This is a genomic window from Parapedobacter luteus (assembly GCF_900168055.1).
GTDB lineage: Bacteria > Bacteroidota > Bacteroidia > Sphingobacteriales > Sphingobacteriaceae > Parapedobacter > Parapedobacter luteus.
Window position 1 is genome coordinate 628,499 of record NZ_FUYS01000002.1, and the last position, 20,786, is coordinate 649,284.

Here is a 20,786-nt window from a genome sequence, read left to right on the forward strand (position 1 = left end):
ATCATTATGTCTCGTCGTTCTGTTAAATCAGCCTCAAAGATAATAAAATCGGCCATGTTTAACGGGCACACTTTCATTTATTGGAATTGGATTGCTTTTATCGGACTGATTCTGCTGATAAGATAGGAAGGAATAAGCAAAACAGCCAACGCGATAACGACGATGCCTATATTCAGCACAATGATTTCGAGCGCATCGATCCTAAGGGGAATGTAGGATACATAATAAGAGGCCTCATCCAACTTAAAATAACGGGTTTGCTGCTGAAAGAAATACAAGCCGCCACCCAGCGCATTGCCGATAAAAAGCCCCACCCCTATCAAATAGGCAGCTTGGTACAAAAAGACTTTCCGGATGCCACCGTTGGTATATCCCAGCGCCTTTAAAATGCCTATCATCGGTGTACGTTCCAAGATGATGATCAACAGCGCCGATACCATATTGACCACGGCCACCACCATCATCAGTATCAAAATAATCACCGTATTGACATCCAGTAAATCTAGCCACTGGAAGATTTCCGGCAATTGATCCCTTACATTGATTGCATCTACTTGGATAGGAAGCAGATCCTGTATTTTGTCCGTAAGCTCATATAAGCTATCAAAGTCGGAAATGGACACCTCATAGCCGCCCACCTCATCGTCACTCCAATTGTTCAGCCTTCTGATTAGCGAAAGGGAGCCAACCACGTAAGTCTTGTCCAGCTCCTCCACGCCCGTGTGAAAAATACCTATTATCTGGAATTTCCGCTTCCTGACAGGCTCTTGGATAAAGTACATGATGAAGTCATCCCCCACGGCCAATTGCAGCCTATCTGCCGTATACTGGGAGATCATGATTTGGCCCACTGCCTTGGTGGTGTCTGCAAAGTCGATGGCGCGCCCTGCTACCAATACATCCTTTAAAAAGCCTTGGTCATACACGGCATCAATGCCTTTGAACAGCACGCCTTCAACTTCATCGTTGACATTGATGATACCGGCTTTGGTCGCATAGTACTGAAGCGAAGAGACGCCGGGTATGGCCTTTAATGCCTGAGTTTCGGCATCGCTAAGCCTGAATGGAGCAGGCTCATAAGAGACATTCAAATCGTATCTGCTCAACGTGACGTCCCCAAAGAAACCACGTTGTTTGGCCGTCACCTCGCCCTTAAATCCCTTCAGCACAGCAATTGCCAGCATCATGGCCGCTACGCCCAGAGCGATTGCCCCGATGGCCACACGTACAATAAGCTTTGAGAAGGTCTGTTTACCGCTTATCGCAATTCTTCGTGCTAAAAAATATGGGAAATTCAATCCGCTCTCGATATAATTTGTACTTTTGCAAAGATAACAAATTACTAAAAACAAAAATTCATGCGCATCATATTTATGGGTACTCCGCAGTTTGCGGTAGCGTCCCTCGAAGCATTGCTTAATGCCGGAGAAGATGTCGTAGCGGTGGTAACGGCGCCGGATAAACCGGCAGGCCGGGGGCAAAAACTACAGCAATCTGCTGTGAAGCATTATGCCGAATCCCGCGGAATACCTGTTCTGCAGCCTTTAAAACTCAGGGATTTGAATTTTTTGGCTGCACTGCGCGAATTTAATGCCGACTTACAGGTTGTGGTGGCCTTCCGTATGTTACCTGAAGTGGTGTGGGCTATGCCCCCCTTAGGCACCATTAACCTGCATGCCTCCCTACTGCCCCAATACCGCGGGGCGGCGCCTATTAACCATGCGATTATTAACGGTGAGACCGAAAGCGGAGTCAGTACATTCCTTTTGCAACACGAAATTGACACCGGCCATATCCTGTTTCAAGAGAAAGTACGCATCGCACCGGATGACACCGCAGGAGACCTGCATGACAAATTGATGGTCATTGGTGCTGAATTGTTGACAAAAACAGTCAGAGCCATCGCCGGTGGCAAAGCTAACGCCACGCCACAAAATACGCTGATTGCCGATACCGAGCTTAAACATGCCCCCAAGATTTTCAAGGAGGATTGCGAAATAGATTGGAGGCGGCCGGTGGATGACGTGTATAACCTAATTAGGGGCCTTAGTCCGTATCCTGCAGCTTATACCTTTTTGGACGGAAAGGCATTAAAAGTCTTCAAAGCAACGAAGGAAAAAACCGCAATAGCACATCCGCCTGGAACCTATGTTACCGATGGAACCTCATTCCTGAAATTTGCTTGTAATGACGGCTATATCGCCATTCAGGAGCTCCAAATAGAAGGAAAGAAGAGAATGGACGTTGTGGATTTTTTACGGGGATATCGCCCTTCCTCTGTCACAATTATCTCATAATTGAGGTGTGATCTGTACCCTCAAACACACAATCAAATACTTAAATTTCAGAAAACCAATATTTTATGTGAAAACAAATGGATGTCTGCACAAGCTGACATCCATTTGTTTGGAACACTTTTTGTTACTAAAATTACTGCAAGAAAATCCGATAATTTCCTCTAAATCAGACAACTTTTTCCAAAAAAATCAGTTTATATGATTAGAAAATCGTATTTTCGCAAACTTTTTAGAAAGGAAGGTACTTAATAGTTAATGAGACAGCTCAAAATTACACAATCCATTACCAACCGTGAGTCCCAGTCGCTGGACAAGTACTTGCACGAAATTGGTAAAGTAGACTTGATTACAGCCGAGGAGGAGGTTATCCTCGCCCAAAAAATCAGGGAAGGTGACCAAGCGGCTCTGGAGCGACTGACAAAAACAAACTTGCGTTTTGTGGTCTCTGTGGCCAAGCAATACCAAAATCAGGGACTTACCCTTGGAGACTTAATTAACGAGGGCAATCTCGGCCTGATTAAAGCGGCTAAACGCTTTGATGAGACTAAGGGATTCAAATTCATCTCGTATGCTGTATGGTGGATTAGACAATCTATTTTACAGGCTATTGCCGAGCAGTCGCGTATTGTGCGTTTGCCTTTGAATCAGGTGGGGTCGCTAAGCAAGATAAGCAAAGCATTCTCCAAATTGGAGCAGGAATATGAACGCGAACCGTCACCTGAAGAATTGGCAGATATTTTGGAAACTACGGTAGACAAAGTGTCGGATACACTGAGCAATTCCGGACGTCATGTATCCATGGATGCTCCGTTTGTTCAGGGCGAGGAAAATACCTTACTCGACGTATTGGAAAACACCGACCCGGATACGGACAGTACGCTGATTGACGAATCGCTCTCTGAGGAAATCAAGCGATCGCTGGCCACCCTGACCGAACGGGAACGTGAGATCATTGTCCTGTTTTTTGGCCTCGGTTCCAATCACCAGCTTTCATTGGAAGAAATTGGTGAGAAATTTAACCTGACACGCGAACGTGTACGCCAGATCAAAGACAAAGCATTGCAACGGCTCCGCCATACCTCCCGTAGCCGGATTCTAAAATCCTACTTAGGTTAACTTGATTTTTATCAATTGCCGCATAAGGAAGCGCGTCTTGAACTCAGGACGCGCTTCTTTTTTGAAGTATTCCGGGTCATTGCGCTTCCGGCATCAGCACAAACTTAAATAAGTGGTCCTCCACGAGATACTTGTTGGCTACGGCCTTCACACTTTCTACCGTCACCTTACGAAGCTCATCCAGGTACTTCAAAATATACGCCGGATCTTCGCCGTTTTGATACGAACCGGACAAGTGACCTAACCAAAAGCCGTTTTCCCGCAACTGTACCTCCAGCACACGTCGCTGTTCGCTGACAAATTTATCAATATCCGTCTGTGTTGGACCCGATTGTTTAATAGTGTTAATTTCATTCATGGCAGAAGTCATCAGTGGTTCTACCATATCCGGATTAGTACCGTAACCTATGCCGAATGAATATCGATAACGGGGGGATTTGGCGTAGGAGGCATTGACAGAAACACCATAAACGCCGCTTTCGGCTTCCCGGAGTCGCTCGGTCAGCTTGATGTTGAGGATACTTTCCAAAGCGTCCATCTGCAAGTTCTCGTCCTCCGAATAGTCGTAATTCCCGAAATAATACAACCTTACACTCGACTTCGGCTCTTTACCCCGGTATACGGTACGTTGTAAGCCTTTTTCCGGTGGGTAGATGCCTAAATCAGGAGCTTCCTCTTTTCTGTTCATGGCCGGCAACCCACCCAGGTATTGTAATACCAAAGGTACGATTTCATCTTCGGTAAAGCTCCCCACAACAGTGACTGTGAAGTCCGAAGCATCGGCAAAACGCTCTTTATAAATTTCATAGGCCCTTTCGGGATTAATCAGATCGACCTGCTCAACGGTCATGCTGGTCCGTCGGATATTATTATTGTATAAAACAGCGTTTATCGTATCGGCAAATACCGCATCCGGATCATCCAGCCGATTGGCCAGCGACGCCTTGATGCGCTGCATATAACCTTGGAATACGTCGATGTCCAGCCGGGGTACAGTGAAATAGGCATAAATTAGCTCAAAGGCCGTATGCAGGTCCTTTTTTCCACTTGAAGCATTGAACCCTTCATAACGTTCGGCGATATATGGTCTTACGGACACTTTCTTGCCGCTAAGGAACTTCATTAGCTGGGTGGCATCATACGGTCCGAGACCGCTTCCCCCTACTATGGTAGCGGCATAGGTCGCCGAGAGGAAGTCCTTTTCATTATACAAGGCCGTCCCGCCGGGACTGAAAGCAGCGAAATGAATTTCGTCATTTTTAAAATCCGTGGGTTTCAGCACAACGGTTATACCGTTGCTCAACGTAAGCTCAACCATACCCAAGTCAGGCCGGTCCACCCGTTTAATCACCGTTCCGCCCTGTGGTTGCTGTTCCAGCAAGGGTTCATCCTGCACATTGTCGTCATACGGCGCAATATCCTTAGCTTTTAGCGTATTAAACCAGCTATCTACCGCTTTCTCATCGGGCAGACTGTCTTTGTCTTTATCCGGCGCCATAATAAGCACGTCGCGGTTGTGGTCTACATAATATTGCCTGCCTATCCGGTTCACCTCATCCAACATGATGGTACCAATAAGTTGCTTGCTTAATTGGTAGCGGTATTCATTGCTCAATACGTTCTCGCCTTCAAGGAAATGATTGAGATAGCTGTCTACATAGCTTTCGGATTTACGTTTATCTCGTTCAGCATAAGCCGATTCAATACTGGCCACGAAATTACTTTTTGCCCGTTCCAATTCAGTAGCGGTGAATCCATGCCGCTTGATACGCTCAAACTCGGTGACCACCGCCTCAAAACCCAGTTTAACTTCGCCCGGTTTGGAGGCGACATACATTGTAAAGGCATCCAACCCACGCAGGAACCCACCTATGCTGCCCCCTCCCTGTATGAATGGCGGGTCGGCCTGTCTGGTGAGCTCTGCAAAACGTGCACTTGTCATCTGATTGAAAAGGGATTTGGTGAGTTGGGTCCGGTAGTCGTTCACCGTTTTCACTTTGGTTTCGGGGTGCTTGACAATAATTTGCACTACGGTTTGCGTCATTTCAGGGTCCGTCACGGCCATGAATTGGTTTTCTCCCCGAAGTGGAATACTGTACTCGCTACGCTCAGGGGCATCCGCTGGATTTTTAAGATCGCTAAACAACGTCTTGATTTGAGCTTCGATGACTGCTACATCGATATCACCTACGATGATCAACGCTTGCAGTTCGGGCCGGTACCACTTCCGATGAAAAGCACGCAACGTTTCGTGATCAAACCCCTCGATAATTTCTTTTGTCCCTATAGGTAGACGTTCGGCATAACGCGAGTGGTTAAGAATCATCGGAAAATACTGGTCGCGCATGCGCTGCTGTGCTCCCCGGTCACCCAGCATTTCATTAAGCACCACACCACGTTCCTTGTCTATCTCTTCCCCATCCAGCAGGGCATCCTGTGCCCAGTCGCGCATCACCTGTAATCCGTTTTTAAGTAGCTCTGGGTCATCCGAAGGAATGGGCAATTGATAAACCGTTTCGTCGAACGAGGTATAGGCATTCAGATCCGACCCGAAGCGCACGCCCGCCCGTTGCAGGTAATCTATCAATTCATTTTTTGGAAAATGCCTGGTTCCGTTGAATTGCATATGCTCCAGGAAATGCGCTAACCCCCGCTCGTTCTCATTTTCGACTATCGATCCGACCCTGGTAGCGAGATACATGACAACGCGATCCTTGGGCTCTTCGTTATGGCGTATATAATATACCAGGCCATTGGGAAGTTCCCCTCGTATGACACCGGTGTCCATAGGAAGCGTATCCGTCAGCCGCAGACTGTCCGATGGCGAAAATTGGCATGTGCCCAATGCGGTAGCCTGTGAAAGCGACAAAAGCAATGACACCGTCACAGCACAGGTAAATCGTTGGTAAAAAGACATATATAAAAAACTTTAATGTCAATGACGTTAAGCTGTGTTTTGATACAGCATCGATGCCAAATGTAACATTAATTCAATTGTTATTTGTTAATTGGTGCTAACATCAAGCCTCTACTGTTCATAAAACCTTAAAGTATAAACTTTTTCCATCATTATGTAAACCTTATCCTGCTTCGCGTGCCGATATTTGTTTACATCAATAAATAGCATGGAAAACTCAAAAAACACCATATATTTACCACTGGAAGACGTCAGCAGTGAGCACTGCGCGATGATTGTAGACAATGGTCTGGCCGAATTGCCAAATATCGACCGCCATCACGTGGAGTTGAACAATAAGCGCGCGGTCATCGTTGCCGACAACGTCGCGCCCTTGATACCGCAAGCCGTGAAGAAAATCCGGGATCTTGGTTACGGCGTCCCGTCAACGAAAAAGACATTTCCCGTGCTTAATCTATCCTGTGCTTCTTGTGCCAACAGTACGGAGACCATCCTTGCTGCGCAGCCCGGCGTGATTACCGCTTCGGTAAACTATGCCAACGCCACCGCGCAAGTAGAATACATTCCCGGCGTCACAAATGAGCAGCAGTTGAAAGCGGCCGTGCAGTCCGCTGGCTATGATTTGGTGGTGGAAGAAACGGAGGAAGTCGTTGATACGCTGGAGATGCTGCGGCTGTCCCATTTCAAATCGCTGAAAAAGCGCACAGTCAGTGCTGTCATATTGGCCATTCCCTTGGCTATTATCGGTATGACACCGGTGCTGATGAATCAAGGATGGGCAACTTATGTAATGTGGCTGCTGGCTACGCCCATCGTTTTTATTTTTGGAAGGCAGTTTTTCGTCGGAGCCTACAGACAGGCCAAGCACCGATCCGCCAACATGGACACATTGGTGGCACTAAGCACAGGGGTAGCCTACCTATTCAGTGTGTTTAACATGTTGTTTCCCGATTTCTGGCACAGCCGCGGGCTGCATGCGCATACGTATTATGAAACAGCGGGAGTGGTCATTACCTTTATCCTGCTTGGCAAACTGTTGGAAGATCGGGCAAAGGGAAACACGTCATCAGCTATTAAGAAATTAATGGGGCTGCAGCCCAAAATGGTAACGGTCGTGCACCACAGCGGTCATCAAATGGAAGTCCCCCTCGCTACAGTGAAGGTCGGCGACATCCTTTTGGTGAAACCCGGCGAAAAAATTGCTGTAGACGGCACCGTGATCTCCGGCTACTCTTATGTGGATGAAAGCATGATTAGTGGCGAGCCGGTTCCGGTGGCCAAACAAGCCGGATCCATCGTCTTTGCCGGCACCATCAATCAAAAAGGAAGCTTCCAGTTTCAAACCGAAAAGGTAGGTAGTGAAACACTCCTTGGCCAAATTATTAAGTTGGTACAGGACGCGCAGGGCAGTAAAGCTCCCGTACAAAAGCTGGTCGACCAGATAGCAGGTATATTCGTCCCTATTGTGATTGGCATCGCTGTCCTGAGCTTTGGCTTATGGATGATACTCGACGGTCAACAGGGTTTCACACATGGTCTTTTGGCATTGGTCACCGTGTTGGTTATTGCATGTCCATGTGCGCTGGGCTTGGCTACCCCTACTGCCATTATGGTGGGCATGGGTAAGGGAGCGGAACAAGGCATCTTAATCAAGGATGCCGAAAGCCTTGAGCAGGCCAAAAAGCTTGATGCCATCATACTGGATAAGACCGGTACCATCACCGAGGGCAAACCAGAGGTGATAGCGCAGCAATGGTTTGTGCAAGAAACAGATGAACTGCGCAATATTCTGTACAGCATCGAGAAGTCATCGGAGCACCCTTTAGCTGATGCTGTGGTTGCCGCTTTTCATGAGCAGGCGGTATTTCTGAATGGTTTAGGGATAACGAACATGCCAGGGCAAGGGGTATATGGCACTTACGCGGGAAAAACATATTCGATCGGTAATATAGGGCTGCTGCAACGGAGCGAAATCATCGTCGGCCCGGAGGCCGAGCCGTGGATAAACAAACAGTTGGAACTCGCCCATACCGTCATTTATTTTGCCGATAATACCATGTTACTCGCGGCGATTGCCATTGCCGACAGCATAAAAACCACCTCCAGCGAAGCTGTCCGCAGCCTGCAAGCGGCAGATATCGACGTTTATATGCTGACTGGCGACAATGAACGAACCGCACAAGCGGTAGCTCGGCAAATCGGCATCGCCAATTACCGGGCAAACGTATTGCCTGCAGAAAAGGCTGATTTCGTTAAGGAGCTGCAAAACCAGGGCAAAGTAGTGGGGATGGTAGGCGACGGCATCAACGACAGCAATGCCCTGGCACAAGCCGATGTAAGCATTGCTATGGGTAAAGGAAGTGATATCGCCATGGATGTAGCCAAGATGACTATCATATCCAACGATCTCACTAAGATATCGCAAGCTATTCAGCTTTCGCGAAAAACGGTACGGACGATCAAACAAAACCTCTTTTGGGCGTTTATTTATAATGTCATCGGTATTCCCATTGCTGCAGGGATCCTCTATCCTATCAATGGTTTTTTGCTGGATCCGATGATTGCCGGGGCTGCCATGGCACTCAGCAGTGTCAGCGTGGTGAGCAATAGCCTGCGGCTGAAATGGAGTTAACACAAAAAAACACATATCATGAACGAACAACTCAAATTCAAGACAACTATCCACTGCGGAGGCTGCGTGGCGGCCGTGACCCCATCCCTTAATCAAGCTGTTGGTGAAGGAAAATGGCAAGTAGACATCAACAATCCTGATAAGGTATTGACTGTAGCTGCGGATACGGCAACGGAAGAAGTGATTATTGCGGCAGTCGGCAAAGCAGGATTCAAGGCGGAGCCACTGACCGCTTAATTCATTGACCATCATGAAAACGGGATTATTCCTTGCGTTGCTCTGCTGCTGGGCTTCGCTGTTGCATTATACGGAGAAGCCGGCAGGCGGTGGATTGACGTTTACATATTAAAAACCTACCTTTGCGGCATGGATAATTATGCGGTCATTTTTGACATGGATGGGGTTATTGCCCATACCAATCCTTACCACACGGAGGCATTCAAGCAATTTTTTGACAAATATCGTGTTCCTTACACTGAGCAGGAATTTGAAGATCATATGTATGGCAAGCACAACAGCTATATCATGAACTACTTCTTCAAGCGTGTCATTGAAGGTGACGAATTTATCCGCTTGGAACAAGAAAAAGAAGGGCTTTTCCGTGAAATTTACAAGACTCAGGTCAAACCTATCGATGGATTCCTAACGTTCCTTGCAGCACTTAAGGCCGAAGGCTTCCGTACAGGTGTAGCCACATCGGCTCCTCGGGCCAACCTCGATTTGATTATGGACGGATTGGGCTTCGAATCCCAAATGGAATCAATATTAGCGAGTGAGGATGTCACGGCACACAAACCCGATCCTGAGATCTATTTGAAATCTGCCAGCAACCTTGGCGTATCGCCGGCAAACTGCGTCATTTTCGAGGATTCCTTTTCCGGCGTATCCGCGGCCATCAATGCCGGTGCCAATGTGGTTGGAGTGCTCACTTCGCATACGAAGGAACAACTTCCCCCCTGCCGGTATTATATCAGCGATTATCACGATATCAGCATCGATCACATCAAGCAACTGCTGACCCCCCGCCATGCCTGATTTTTCCGGCCTGTTGCAAGGACCGGAATGGGTCGTTTTTTTTTGTTGCGCCCTGCTTATCGGCATGTCCAAGACAGGCCTACCTAATATCGGTACGCTCACAGTGCCGGTTTTCGCATTACTTTTTGGCGCCAAAAACTCGACCGGAGTCGTACTGCCGATGTTGTGCATGGCCGACTTATTGGCCGTCATTTACTATCGCAAGAAATTCCATCGAGAATTGGTTTTCGGACCCATGCCCTGGGCACTACTGGGCTTGATGACCGCATTGGTGCTGGGGCATGTTGTCCCCGAATCGGGATTCCGGGTAATGATGGCTGGATGCATTCTGCTGGGAATCGGCACCATGTTCGCGTCCAGCCGCACGGAAAAGCTCGAACTCCTCACGACTTCACGGTGGTTCGCTCCTTTTATTGGACTTGCGCTTGGATTTTCCACGATGATTGGCAATGCCGCAGGCCCTATACTTACCGTCTACCTGCTTGCTATGCGCCTGCCGAAATTCGCCTTTGTCGCTACGGGCGCATGGTTCATCATGATATTGAACTACCTCAAAATCCCATTGCAGCTATTCGTCTGGGACAACATCACCACCGCCGGCTTTTTGCTTGATTTGACTGCATTACCCTTCATTGTTTTGGGCGGCTTCATCGGTATCCAAATGGTCAAGGTAATACCTGAACAGCAATTTAAGCGACTCATGATCTGCTTGACGGTAATAGCTACGCTTATTTTATTGATTTAAGGCGACTGCCCTTTGACCGCTTATTAATTTTTCCTATTATTGATTAATTTATCAGGAACGGATGGATGCATATCAAAAAAAAACCAGTGCGTTCTTCATCTACGCGTTGAGTGAATATGCGGTTACACTTGATTTCGGTGAAGAATTGCGGGCCGACCACTTAACGCGCATCACAGCCTTTAACATGCTGTTGCACAGCAATCCATTCGATGGATTCCGTGCCTCGGTGCCTGCTTACACGACATTAAGCGTTTTTTTTGATCCCATGGTGGTTATTCGGTCACCCAATCTTGCCGGTATTCATTGTTTTGAGCGCGTGTCCGATTACCTGAACAAGCTCACTGATGAGGTGGATAATTCTGTGCGGGCCAAATCCCAGCCAATCAGCATTCCGGTTTGTTACGGAGGCGTATACGGCCCGGATTTGGAAGCGGTAGCCAATCAGCATGGCATGACTTCCGAAGAACTCATCGAGTTGCATTGTACGGCAAGCTATCAAGTACATCTGATAGGATTTACGCCTGGGTTCGCCTATTTGGGAGGAATGCCCGAGCGTTTGGCAACGCCCCGCAGACCCACTCCCCGCGCTATGGTTCCTGCGGGATCCGTAGGTATCGCCGGAAAACAAACGGGCATATATTCACTGGACACACCGGGAGGTTGGCACATCATCGGCCGCACGCCACTTCGCCTTTTTGATGCCAATTGCACGCCGCCCGCTTTGTTGAAAGCAGGCGACACGGTCGCTTTCCAAGCCATCACGCCCCGCCAGTTTAAACTTTACAACAAACACTATGGGCATCCGTATACTTAAAGCTGGCATCATGAGTAGCGTACAGGACATGGGGCGCTGGGAATACCTGTCGCAAGGCGTGCCCATTTCAGGGGCCATGGATCGGTTGGCGGCCCGAATTGCCAACTTAGCGGTTGGCAATCTTGGGAACGAGGCTGTTATTGAGTTCACCTATGGACATGCGGCATTCCAAACCAACCAACCGGCACTATTAGCCTATTCTGGCGGCGGTGCTATCCTTAAAGTGGGGTCCGGAATGTTGCCGGCAGATAGGCCCCTGTTTGTTCCATCGGGTACAACCATTCGTCTCATCAATGATGCCCATGGCTGCCGCAGCTATCTTGCCGTAGCGGGCGGATGGGACGTCCCGGAGGTATTAGGAAGCAGGAGCACCTACATAACAGCGGCCATTGGTGGCTACCAGGGACGATTGCTACGGAATGGTGACGCGTTGGAAGCACGCCGTGAACTTACTGACATTGCGGTGGAACTGTACCGTAGGCTGGAAGGGCAGATCATCAACTATCCCAAGTGGGCTATCGCCCGCCCGCTGTTATTACCCAAAGATCGCCATACCGTGCGGGTAGTCCCCGCGCATGAATTTACTTGGTTCGGCGGAAAATCTGTCGTGGATTTCCTATCCGCTCCTTACACGGTCAGCACAGCTTGCAATCGGATGGGTTACCAGCTAAACGGGCCGCCAATACAACGGTTTGTCGACCGGGAACTGCTTTCTACAGCTGTGGCCCCCGGTACCATCCAAGTAACCGGCGATGGCAACCTGATCGTATTGATGGCAGATTGCCAGACATCTGGCGGATACCCCCGGATTGCGCAGGTGGCGGCGGTGGATATGCCGCTGTGTGCCCAGCTGAAGCCCGGCGACACCATCTATTTTCGGGAAATCAGCCGCGCTGAAGCGGAGAAGCTATATATCCGCCAAGCGGATCAATTAAATAAGTTGGCTGCTGCGCTGGCAGCCGACCTACCTGTTGCATTCAAATGACTACGATAGACTTAAACTGTGACATAGGCGAAACTCCGGGGAGCCAGTCCAACGTGATGGACGAATTGTTGCTTGCTTATGCCTCCTCGGCGAATATCGCTTGCGGTTTCCATGCCGGGGATCCATTACGCATGCAGTTGACTGTCCAACAAGCGCTTCTGCGAGGCGTGGCCATCGGTGCCCATCCTGGATTGCCGGACGTCGATAACTTTGGCAGGCAAGAAAGGCCTATTTCGCCCGATGAAGTGTATCAAATCACCCTTTACCAAATCGGCGCGTTATCTGGCTTCACTAAGGCGGCAGGAGCTACCCTTCATCATGTTAAACCACACGGTGCATTGTACAACATGGCGGCACGAGACATAAATTTAGCTGAAGCACTGGTATCGGCTATCTATGAATTTGACAGTAATTTAGTGCTTTATGCACTCGCTGGTAGTGCAATGGTAGACGCAGCACAGACAAAAGGGATACGCGTGGCCACGGAAGGTTTTATGGATAGAACATACGAAGCTGATGGTTCGCTTACACCGCGGTCTCGTCCCGGTGCGTTAATTACAGATACGCTACAAGCCCTTAAACAAGCCTTCACGCTACTCGAAAAAGTAGACACCCTTTGCATTCATGGCGATACACCACATGCCATCGCATTGGCCAGAGTCGTATATCACGCGTTCTTACAGGATGGTATTGCCGTTAAAGCACCGTTCGTATCATGAGCAAATACAATTGGAGTGTTTTATTGGGAGCCTCCTTCCTAATGGCTACTTCGGCAATTGGCCCCGGATTCCTCACGCAGACCGCAGTGTTTACTGCCCAGCTTGGTGCAAGCTTTGCTTGCATCATCTTGCTGTCCATCTTGATTGATGCCGCAGCCCAACTGAATATCTGGCGAATCATTACCGTGGCCAACCAACCAGCCCAGCAGGTTGCCAATCAGGTATTGCCCGGGCTGGGCTACGCGATAGCTATCCTCGTATTTCTCGGCGGAATGGCCTTCAATATCGGTAATGTCGCGGGGGCTGGCCTGGGATTGAATGTGCTCCTCGGACTGGATGTGGCACATGGCTCCATCATTAGTGCAGGTATTGCGATTGCAATATTCATTTATCGAGAGGCCGGAAAAGCGATGGACTGGCTAGCCAAACTACTGGGCATGCTGATGATCGCGCTAACGCTCTATATTGCTTATCGAAGTAGACCGGCCATGCATGAAGTGTTGGTTCAGTCTATTTTTCCGAAGACGTTCAGTTTTAACGCTCTACTGACCATAGTTGGCGGCACAGTGGGCGGTTATATTACGTTTGCCGGTGCCCATCGGCTTCTGGATGCGGGGATCGGGGGCGATCGCCATCTGCGGGCTGTTAACCGCGGAGCCCTCAGTGCCATCGGCATTGCCTCGCTGATGCGTATCTTGTTATTTATCGCTACACTCGGGGTCATTCACGCTGGTGCAGTTCTGGATCCCACCAACCCGCCGGCTGCCGTGTTTAAGCTCGCGAGCGGCGAAGTCGGCCATAAATTATTCGGCTTGGTTATGTGGTCAGCCGCGATTACCTCAGTAGTAGGTTCTGCTTATACCTCAGTGTCTTTTATTCGGAGCTTCCATCCGCGCATCACGCAATGGAATAGACTGATTATCATCGCTTTCATTGTGGTTTGTTGCGCCGTGTACCTCGCCGTTGGCCAGCCGGTCAAGACACTTATTGTGGCGGGCGCTTTCAACGGCTTGATTCTGCCGGTATCACTTGCGGTGATGCTCATAGCAGCCTATCGCCCAGCGATTGTGGGCGGGTACAAGCAGCCGCTATGGCTCAGTGTTTTTGGACTAGCCACGGTCGTCCTGATGGCTTGGATGGGGTGCCAAACTATCGCGCAACTACTGGCATAATACCAGTTTTTCCGTATCTTTGATGATATGGCGTGTATGAGCAAGTAAGCAAATGATTAACACCGATCCAAACCATGTGCACACTTATGATGAGCATGGTCATAAGGCCTGCTGCACGATGGAAGAACAAAGCCAGACTGCGGTCGCCGCTGACCACGGTCATACACACGAACTCGCCCGCGATCAGCATGTTGCGATCTCGAACGTAATAATGATGTTCCGTCCGGCCATCGTTAGCTTGGTGTTATTACTCTTAGGGCTTGCCTTTGATAATAGCTGGATACCGGTACCTCGTTTTTTTGATGGTTGGATACGATTGATTTATTATGCGCTTGCCTACTTCCCTGTTGGCCTCCCGGTCATTATCGAAATGTTCAAGGCCTTCGTTAAAAAAGAGCTTTTCTCCGAATTCACCTTAATGACCATTGCTACGATTGGCGCTTTCTCTATTGGCGAATATCCGGAGGGCGTAGCAGTCATGCTATTTTATACCATTGGCGAAAACTTACAGAGCCTCGCCGTGCGGCGGGCTAAGGGAAACATCAAGGCTTTGCTTGACCAGCGCCCGGAACAGGTGACCATTCTTGAAGACGGCCGCCCCCGTACCATCATGGCGCGGCAAACGGCCGTTGGGCAGACGATTCAGCTGAAGCCGGGCGAAAAGCTCGCGTTGGACGGCCAGTTGCTGTCACAACACGCTTCCTTCAATACCATCGCACTCACCGGCGAAAGCAAACCGGACACCAAGGTTAAAGGTGATGCTGTATTGGCCGGTATGATCAATCTAAACACCGTGGCACAAGTCCGTGTCACTACTGCGTATGCCGACAGCAAGCTCAGCAAAATTATTGAGCTGGTACAGCATGCGGCAACTCAGAAGGCTCCTACCGAGTTGTTTATCCGTAAATTTGCAAAAGTATATACGCCCATCGTGGTCGTATTGGCAGCCTCTATTGCTGTTGCTCCCGCGCTGTTCGTAGCCGATTATGTCTTCAGCGATTGGTTGTACCGCGCACTGGTCTTTCTCGTTATTTCGTGTCCCTGCGCACTCGTTATCTCCATCCCGCTTGGCTATTTTGGTGGGATTGGGGCAGCAAGCCGACACGGCATCCTGTTTAAAGGAGGCAACGTCCTTGATGCGCTGGCCGGTGTGAAACAGGTTGTGCTGGATAAGACGGGTACGCTCACTAAGGGGGTATTCCGCGTCCAAGAAGCAGTCGTCGTTGATGGGTACGATCGCAAGGAAATCCTTGCCTTGGTCAATGCGTTGGAAAGCCATAGTACCCATCCCGTAGCAACGGCTATCCATGCCTTTGTAGGTGAGGCCGATCACACCATTCCTTTGGAGCAGGTAGTGGAAATTCCTGGCTATGGGTTGACGGCGATGGTGGCGGGCAAGAAGCTCGTCGTGGGAAATTTAAGACTGCTCGACCGGGCCGGGATCGTACATGAGGTTGAAACGAGCGGTATTCCCCACACCATCGTGGCAATAGGCTATGATGGCCGTTTCGTTGGTTACCTTATCATCGCAGATGAAATTAAGCCCGATGCGACGGAAGCGGTCAACCGGCTGAAAGCACTTGGGATTACGCTTACCATGCTCAGTGGAGACCGTTCCAGCGTGGTGCAAGCCGTGGCCGGTACATTGGACATACTTGCATACGGCGACTTGTTGCCGGAAGATAAAGCCAATAAAATCAATGAAATGCGATCGATCAACTCCCGTATCGCTTTTGTCGGTGATGGAATCAACGATGCTCCCGCTATCGCACTAAGCGATGTAGGTATAGCTATGGGCGGGCTTGGCAGTGACGCAGCGATCGAAACTGCTGACGTGGTCATTCAAGACGACCGGCCCGGCAAGATTCCGTTAGCCGTCCACATTAGCAAAGCCACGCGCCGCATTATCTGGCAAAACATTACGATGGCCTTCGCTGTGAAAGCTGCTGTACTTATCCTCGGTGCCGGTGGCCACGCCAATATGTGGGAAGCCGTCTTTGCAGACGTAGGCGTAGCATTACTGGCTATTGGCAATGCTATGCGTATACAACGAATGCATTTTTAGGTGTCTTGACATCTATTGATGTAGCCCCCCTGGTTGCCGCGACCGTCCGCTATGGTTTAGGGTTATGGCGATTTTCCAAGTCGACTACTCGTTTTTCTATCGCCTCCATGATCTCGGTTAAACTTGACACGGCTTCCTTAATCTGGGCGTCCGTTACTTTTTGCTCCAAGTGTTTCATTTCTGTGGTTAACGCATCCAGCCGCTCGTGTAATGCACGAAAATCAGCGGTCGATTGCTGATCTTTTTTCTTGAATACGGATAAGGCAGCAATGACCAATGCTATGATTCCAATAGCGAGGGCGAGGTAGGCTATCATGTTATTGTCTGTTTTAGTGTTGTCGTTACGACTGGCAAATTGCTCAGGATTGGTTTGGAGTAATTCGTCAGTACCGGGGAGTGATTCCTGATTGGTATCCACGGCGATTTGCTCCATGGGTGTTTCTTCGACGGCGGGATGTATCAACCGCTCGACCCGAGCCACATATGCCTCATAGCCTGGTAGCTGCTTCCGATAGCTTTTCCCCGGCCGTTCAAAAATATCCGCAAACACCTGATCCCGCAAGGCTACCAATCCAGCTTCATCAGTGACCCTCATGGCACGCCAACTCGCATACCATCGTTCAATGCCCGCTATGGGTTTACTGGCCAGCTGGTCCGTGAAGCAGTCGTAATCCAAGGTCTCACAGGATATGTCGAAGCTGGTATCTTGCGAAACCGCTTTGTCCGTTGCCAAAAAGTTAATCGTTTCCCGGATCAGCTCGTATTTGGCATGGCCTACCTGGTCTTGTGCGAAGACGGACCAAGCAGATACAACCAGGTATACGATAGTTACCAAACTGCCCCTCACATTCTTAAAATTTGTCATAAACGTAGTCGTTGGCTTACTTGACGGCTAAAATAGAAAGAAAATGAGGAGCAATTACGCTTTTTCTAAAAATTATATTGCCTATCCCGAGGTCAAATTTTGCATCAGTCCAACCGGTTCAACGCATTACGCGACAATTCGATCGGAAACCATTGCTGGCTTTTTTTATTTTTATGGCGAGATACATCGATGTGCCGCATGGCGCATGATGGAACATCAAATTCATCCGTTATGTTTTTTTATCCTTCTTTGCTTGCCGCTTTTAGTGTCTCTTTCTTATTCAACAAAGAACCCCACTTTACCGCTGAAACCATCGACGATCAGATCAACGCTGGACTTAGCTTAGCGGTTGGCGATGTAGACGGCGACGGCCGACCAGATATCCTACTGGCCGACAAATCGCAGTTGGTCTGGTACCGCAATGGCGATTGGAAGCGCTTTGTCATGGCGGACGATATCATCCAATCCGACAACGTCTGTATTGCTGCCCGTGATATAGACGGGGACGGAAAAGTAGACGTGGCTGTAAGTTCAGGCGCTGTGCATTACCTAATCCGGCCAGGCGATCCGACACGGTTATGGTCTCCGTTAAAGCTTTGCCATAGATCTTCTGCAAACCGGATAAGTTGGGTTAAGACGGGTGACAGCTCTTATCAGTTGGTCGTGTTGCCCATATACGGCGGGGACGGCACGGACAACCAAGGCCGATCCGCAAATATTGTGGCATACCAAAAGCCAGCGGATCCAACGACGTCATGGGGGCATCGGACCATCTGGCAACCCATGTTAGCGAGTCATTTGGACGTGTACGACTATGGAGACAGGGAGGTCTTTTATGTCTGTGGCGATAGTGGCATGATGGGATTTTCCTTTAAGGATGGACGCTGGATGCGCAACTCGGCTGATTGGTTAGCGCGCGGACGACAGATTAGTGGGGCGCGCATCGGTAGCACGGCTAGCCGGAATACGCATGTCTTTGCCGCTATTGAACCATTTTGTGCAAGTATGGCAACGGTGTATACCCCTAAGCTTACCGACAGTGTATTGGTATACAATAAAATAGGACGGATAGTAATCGACCGGCAAATCAATGAAGGCCGTGGATTGGGAATGGCAGACTTTTTGGATTTAAAAAGAGACCAGGTTGTGGTCGGATGGAGAAAATCAAATGCGAACGGCCATTTTGGGATCAAGTTATACGTGCCATTCAACCACTATTGGGAAGCAATGGATGTCTATTGGATAGACCGTGGCGGTATCGCCTGCGAGGGCCTGCAAATTGCCGATATGGACGGCGATGGCAAGCCGGACATCATCGCATTTGGCCGTTCAACTCACAACCTGAAGATTTATTGGAACCAAAGCAAGTGACATCTGAAATTCCCTGAACCAAAAGATGTCGTCGCAACATTGGCCTATATATGTGCGCACAACGTGACAAAACGGCCGTTGTTTGTCTGACGCCCGTAAAAATGAAGCGGCTTCCACCGCAAGCAGGCCATCTAGACTGCCAAACCGGAAAAATGGCTACAAAATTGCACGGCATATCAAACGGACGCTGCGTGCTGCGCGCCGGTATGATAAGCAATGAAACTATTACTATCCTATTTAAGCAGGTACAAAGGTTTAATCTTCTTAGCCTTGTTGTTAGCCGCCATTAACCAAGTCTTTTCCTTACTCAACCCGTATATCCTGGGTAACTTAATCATTGACCCCTATGCCAATAAGGCGGCCGATTTCCGCGCACAGGGTGCCGATTCGGCGTTTTTTTCCGGTATAACGATTGGGCTGCTCCTGATCATCGGCGTTGCTATGGTTTCGCGCATCGCCAAGGCTTTTCAGGATTACGTGGTCAATGTCATCATCCAAAAATTCGGCGCGCGCTTATATACCGACGGACTGCGCCATGCGTTGCGGCTGCCTTTCCAGGATTTCGAAGATCAGCGTAGCGGCGAAACATTATCCGTATTACAAAAAGTAAGAGCAGATTGCGAAAAATTTATTACCAACTTTGTAAATGTACTGTTTGCTACGCTGGTGGGCATTGTTTTCGTAGTTATTGTCGCTTTTCGCCTGAGCCCTTCACTACCGTTAATTTACCTCATAGGCGCAGTGACCCTGGCTTTCCTTACCAGCTACCTAAGCAGGAAAATCAAATTTATCCAAAAAAATATCTTAAGTGAGACAAACGCATTGGCTGGCTCGACCACCGAATCGCTGCGCAATATCGAGCTGGTAAAAAGCTTAGGACTTACTCAACAGGAAATTCGCCGGCTCAATACCACCACCATGAAAATCCTACAACTGGAGCTACGGAAGGTGAAAAGCGTACGGGCCGTCAGCTTTGTGCAGGGCACTTTTGTGAATTTCCTACAGCAATGCATCATGTTTGCCTTATTGTTTTTTGTGTTCAGGGACCAAATCACCGTAGGCCAAATGATGATGATGCAGTTCTATTCCTTCTTCATTTTTGGCCCATTGCAGGAACTTGGCAACATTATCCTGTCATACCGCGAGGCAGAAGCCTCCCTGCACAACCTTCAAAAACTATTCAGCCGAAAGCCGGAATTTCAGCCCACGAATCCGGAAAAGATCAACGCCATCACCAGTCTGCGGTTTGACAACGTGCACTTTCAACACCAGTCCGCCAACCGATCGGCATTGGAGGGAATTTCTTTTGAGGTGCAACGGGGAGAAACCATTGCTTTCGTTGGTCCCTCCGGCGCGGGCAAGACGACGTTGGTCAAATTATTGGTGGGCCTTTATCAGCCCAGCAATGGCCATATTTTCTATAATGATTTTAGGGGCGACCGCATAGACTTTGATGAGTTTCGTCACCAGATAGGTCTAGTGACGCAGGATACGCAGTTATTTTCAGGCACCATACGGGAAAACCTGCTCTTCGTGAATCCGGCTGCTACGGATGAGCAGATCATGGATGTAATGCATAAAGCTGCGGGACAAAACATACTCGCTCGGGCAGATAATGGGCTGGATACCGTAATCGGTGAGGGCGGGCTGAAGCTGTCCGGCGGCGAACGGCAGCGACTCTCCATCGCACGGGCCTTATTGCGGCGGCCTCACCTCATGATTTTTGACGAAGCGACCTCGGCACTTGACTCCATCACAGAGGAGGAAATTTCCAATACCATACGCCGTATCACGGCAGAGCGGCAGCACATTACGATTATGATTGCTCACCGCTTATCGACTATCATGCATGCCGATCGCATCTTTGTACTGGAAAAAGGGCAAATTATAGAAGCAGGTAACCACGCCAGACTGCTCGATGCAAAAGGATTGTATTACGCAATGTGGCGACAGCAGATCGGCGAACGTAAAGACACCATGCCTGCCGCGGTTTAGCCGCTGTATCCTTGATACAGATCGGCTTTACTCATCTTCAAGTTCGGCTAATTTTATT

General features: G+C 49.1%; 16 protein-coding genes. 13 read left to right on the plus strand and 3 right to left on the minus strand.

Features of this window, described 5'->3' with window-relative positions:
• Window positions 1-77 precede the first annotated feature (77 nt).
• Complete coding sequence (locus B5X72_RS05970) at window positions 78-1,223, minus strand: ABC transporter permease (RefSeq protein ID WP_317043102.1); 1,146 nt, start codon at window positions 1,221-1,223, stop codon at window positions 78-80.
• A 135-nt stretch (window positions 1,224-1,358) separates the two neighbouring features.
• Between B5X72_RS05970 and fmt the strand changes: the two genes are divergently transcribed.
• Both fmt and B5X72_RS05980 read left to right on the plus strand, forming a co-directional pair.
• Window positions 1,359-2,297 (plus strand): methionyl-tRNA formyltransferase, encoded by a 939-nt coding sequence (fmt, locus tag B5X72_RS05975; RefSeq protein WP_079715895.1) that lies wholly within the window; start codon window positions 1,359-1,361, stop codon window positions 2,295-2,297.
• Between the two features lie 255 nt (window positions 2,298-2,552).
• Window positions 2,553-3,413 carry a sigma-70 family RNA polymerase sigma factor gene (locus tag B5X72_RS05980; RefSeq protein WP_079715896.1) on the plus strand — a complete coding sequence of 287 codons (861 nt, stop codon included), beginning with the start codon at window positions 2,553-2,555 and terminating at the stop codon, window positions 3,411-3,413.
• Between the two features lie 76 nt (window positions 3,414-3,489).
• On the opposite strand, the gene B5X72_RS05985 is transcribed toward B5X72_RS05980, so the two are convergent.
• Window positions 3,490-6,330: a M16 family metallopeptidase gene (locus B5X72_RS05985; RefSeq protein WP_079715897.1), complete on the minus strand. Its 2,841-nt coding sequence runs from the start codon at window positions 6,328-6,330 to the stop codon at window positions 3,490-3,492.
• A gap of 208 nt (window positions 6,331-6,538) precedes the next feature.
• On the opposite strand from B5X72_RS05985, the gene B5X72_RS05990 reads away from it, so the two are divergent.
• From B5X72_RS05990 to B5X72_RS06030, 9 genes are all read left to right on the plus strand, one after another.
• Window positions 6,539-8,962, plus strand: coding sequence for a heavy metal translocating P-type ATPase (locus B5X72_RS05990; RefSeq protein ID WP_079715898.1), 2,424 nt, complete (start codon window positions 6,539-6,541; stop codon window positions 8,960-8,962).
• A gap of 18 nt (window positions 8,963-8,980) precedes the next feature.
• Window positions 8,981-9,199, plus strand: coding sequence for a heavy-metal-associated domain-containing protein (locus B5X72_RS05995; RefSeq protein WP_079715899.1), 219 nt, complete (start codon window positions 8,981-8,983; stop codon window positions 9,197-9,199).
• Between the two features lie 129 nt (window positions 9,200-9,328).
• Entirely contained in the window at window positions 9,329-9,997 is a 669-nt protein-coding gene (locus B5X72_RS06000) for an HAD family hydrolase (RefSeq protein ID WP_079715900.1), read from the plus strand.
• Window positions 9,990-10,742, plus strand: a complete 753-nt coding sequence (locus B5X72_RS06005) for a sulfite exporter TauE/SafE family protein (protein WP_079715901.1) — start codon at window positions 9,990-9,992, stop codon at window positions 10,740-10,742. The genes B5X72_RS06000 and B5X72_RS06005 overlap by 8 nt, the downstream gene beginning before the upstream one ends.
• Before the next feature lie 61 nt (window positions 10,743-10,803).
• Complete coding sequence (gene pxpB, locus B5X72_RS06010; protein WP_079715902.1) at window positions 10,804-11,556, plus strand: 5-oxoprolinase subunit PxpB; 753 nt, start codon at window positions 10,804-10,806, stop codon at window positions 11,554-11,556.
• A 10-nt stretch (window positions 11,557-11,566) separates the two neighbouring features.
• Window positions 11,567-12,541, plus strand: coding sequence for a 5-oxoprolinase subunit C family protein (locus tag B5X72_RS06015; protein WP_245826849.1), 975 nt, complete (start codon window positions 11,567-11,569; stop codon window positions 12,539-12,541).
• The gene (locus tag B5X72_RS06020) at window positions 12,538-13,260 is read left to right on the plus strand and encodes a LamB/YcsF family protein (RefSeq protein ID WP_079715904.1); all 723 of its coding nucleotides are present in this window, start codon (window positions 12,538-12,540) and stop codon (window positions 13,258-13,260) included. The genes B5X72_RS06015 and B5X72_RS06020 overlap by 4 nt, the downstream gene beginning before the upstream one ends.
• Window positions 13,257-14,432, plus strand: a complete 1,176-nt coding sequence (locus B5X72_RS06025) for an NRAMP family divalent metal transporter (protein WP_079715905.1) — start codon at window positions 13,257-13,259, stop codon at window positions 14,430-14,432. The genes B5X72_RS06020 and B5X72_RS06025 overlap by 4 nt, the downstream gene beginning before the upstream one ends.
• Before the next feature lie 52 nt (window positions 14,433-14,484).
• Complete coding sequence (locus B5X72_RS06030) at window positions 14,485-16,497, plus strand: heavy metal translocating P-type ATPase (RefSeq protein WP_079715906.1); 2,013 nt, start codon at window positions 14,485-14,487, stop codon at window positions 16,495-16,497.
• Window positions 16,498-16,546: 49 nt separating this feature from the next.
• Here B5X72_RS06030 and B5X72_RS06035 read toward each other — a convergent pair whose 3' ends face one another.
• On the minus strand, window positions 16,547-17,362 hold the full coding sequence (locus tag B5X72_RS06035) for a hypothetical protein (protein WP_079715907.1): 816 nt from the start codon (window positions 17,360-17,362) through the stop codon (window positions 16,547-16,549).
• Window positions 17,363-17,593: 231 nt separating this feature from the next.
• Here B5X72_RS06035 and B5X72_RS06040 point away from each other — a divergent pair, with 231 nt between their 5' ends.
• Window positions 17,594-18,733, plus strand: a complete 1,140-nt coding sequence (locus tag B5X72_RS06040) for an FG-GAP repeat domain-containing protein (protein ID WP_176146113.1) — start codon at window positions 17,594-17,596, stop codon at window positions 18,731-18,733.
• Window positions 18,734-18,949: 216 nt separating this feature from the next.
• Entirely contained in the window at window positions 18,950-20,728 is a 1,779-nt protein-coding gene (locus B5X72_RS06045) for an ABC transporter ATP-binding protein (RefSeq protein ID WP_079715909.1), read from the plus strand.
• Window positions 20,729-20,786 lie beyond the last annotated feature (58 nt).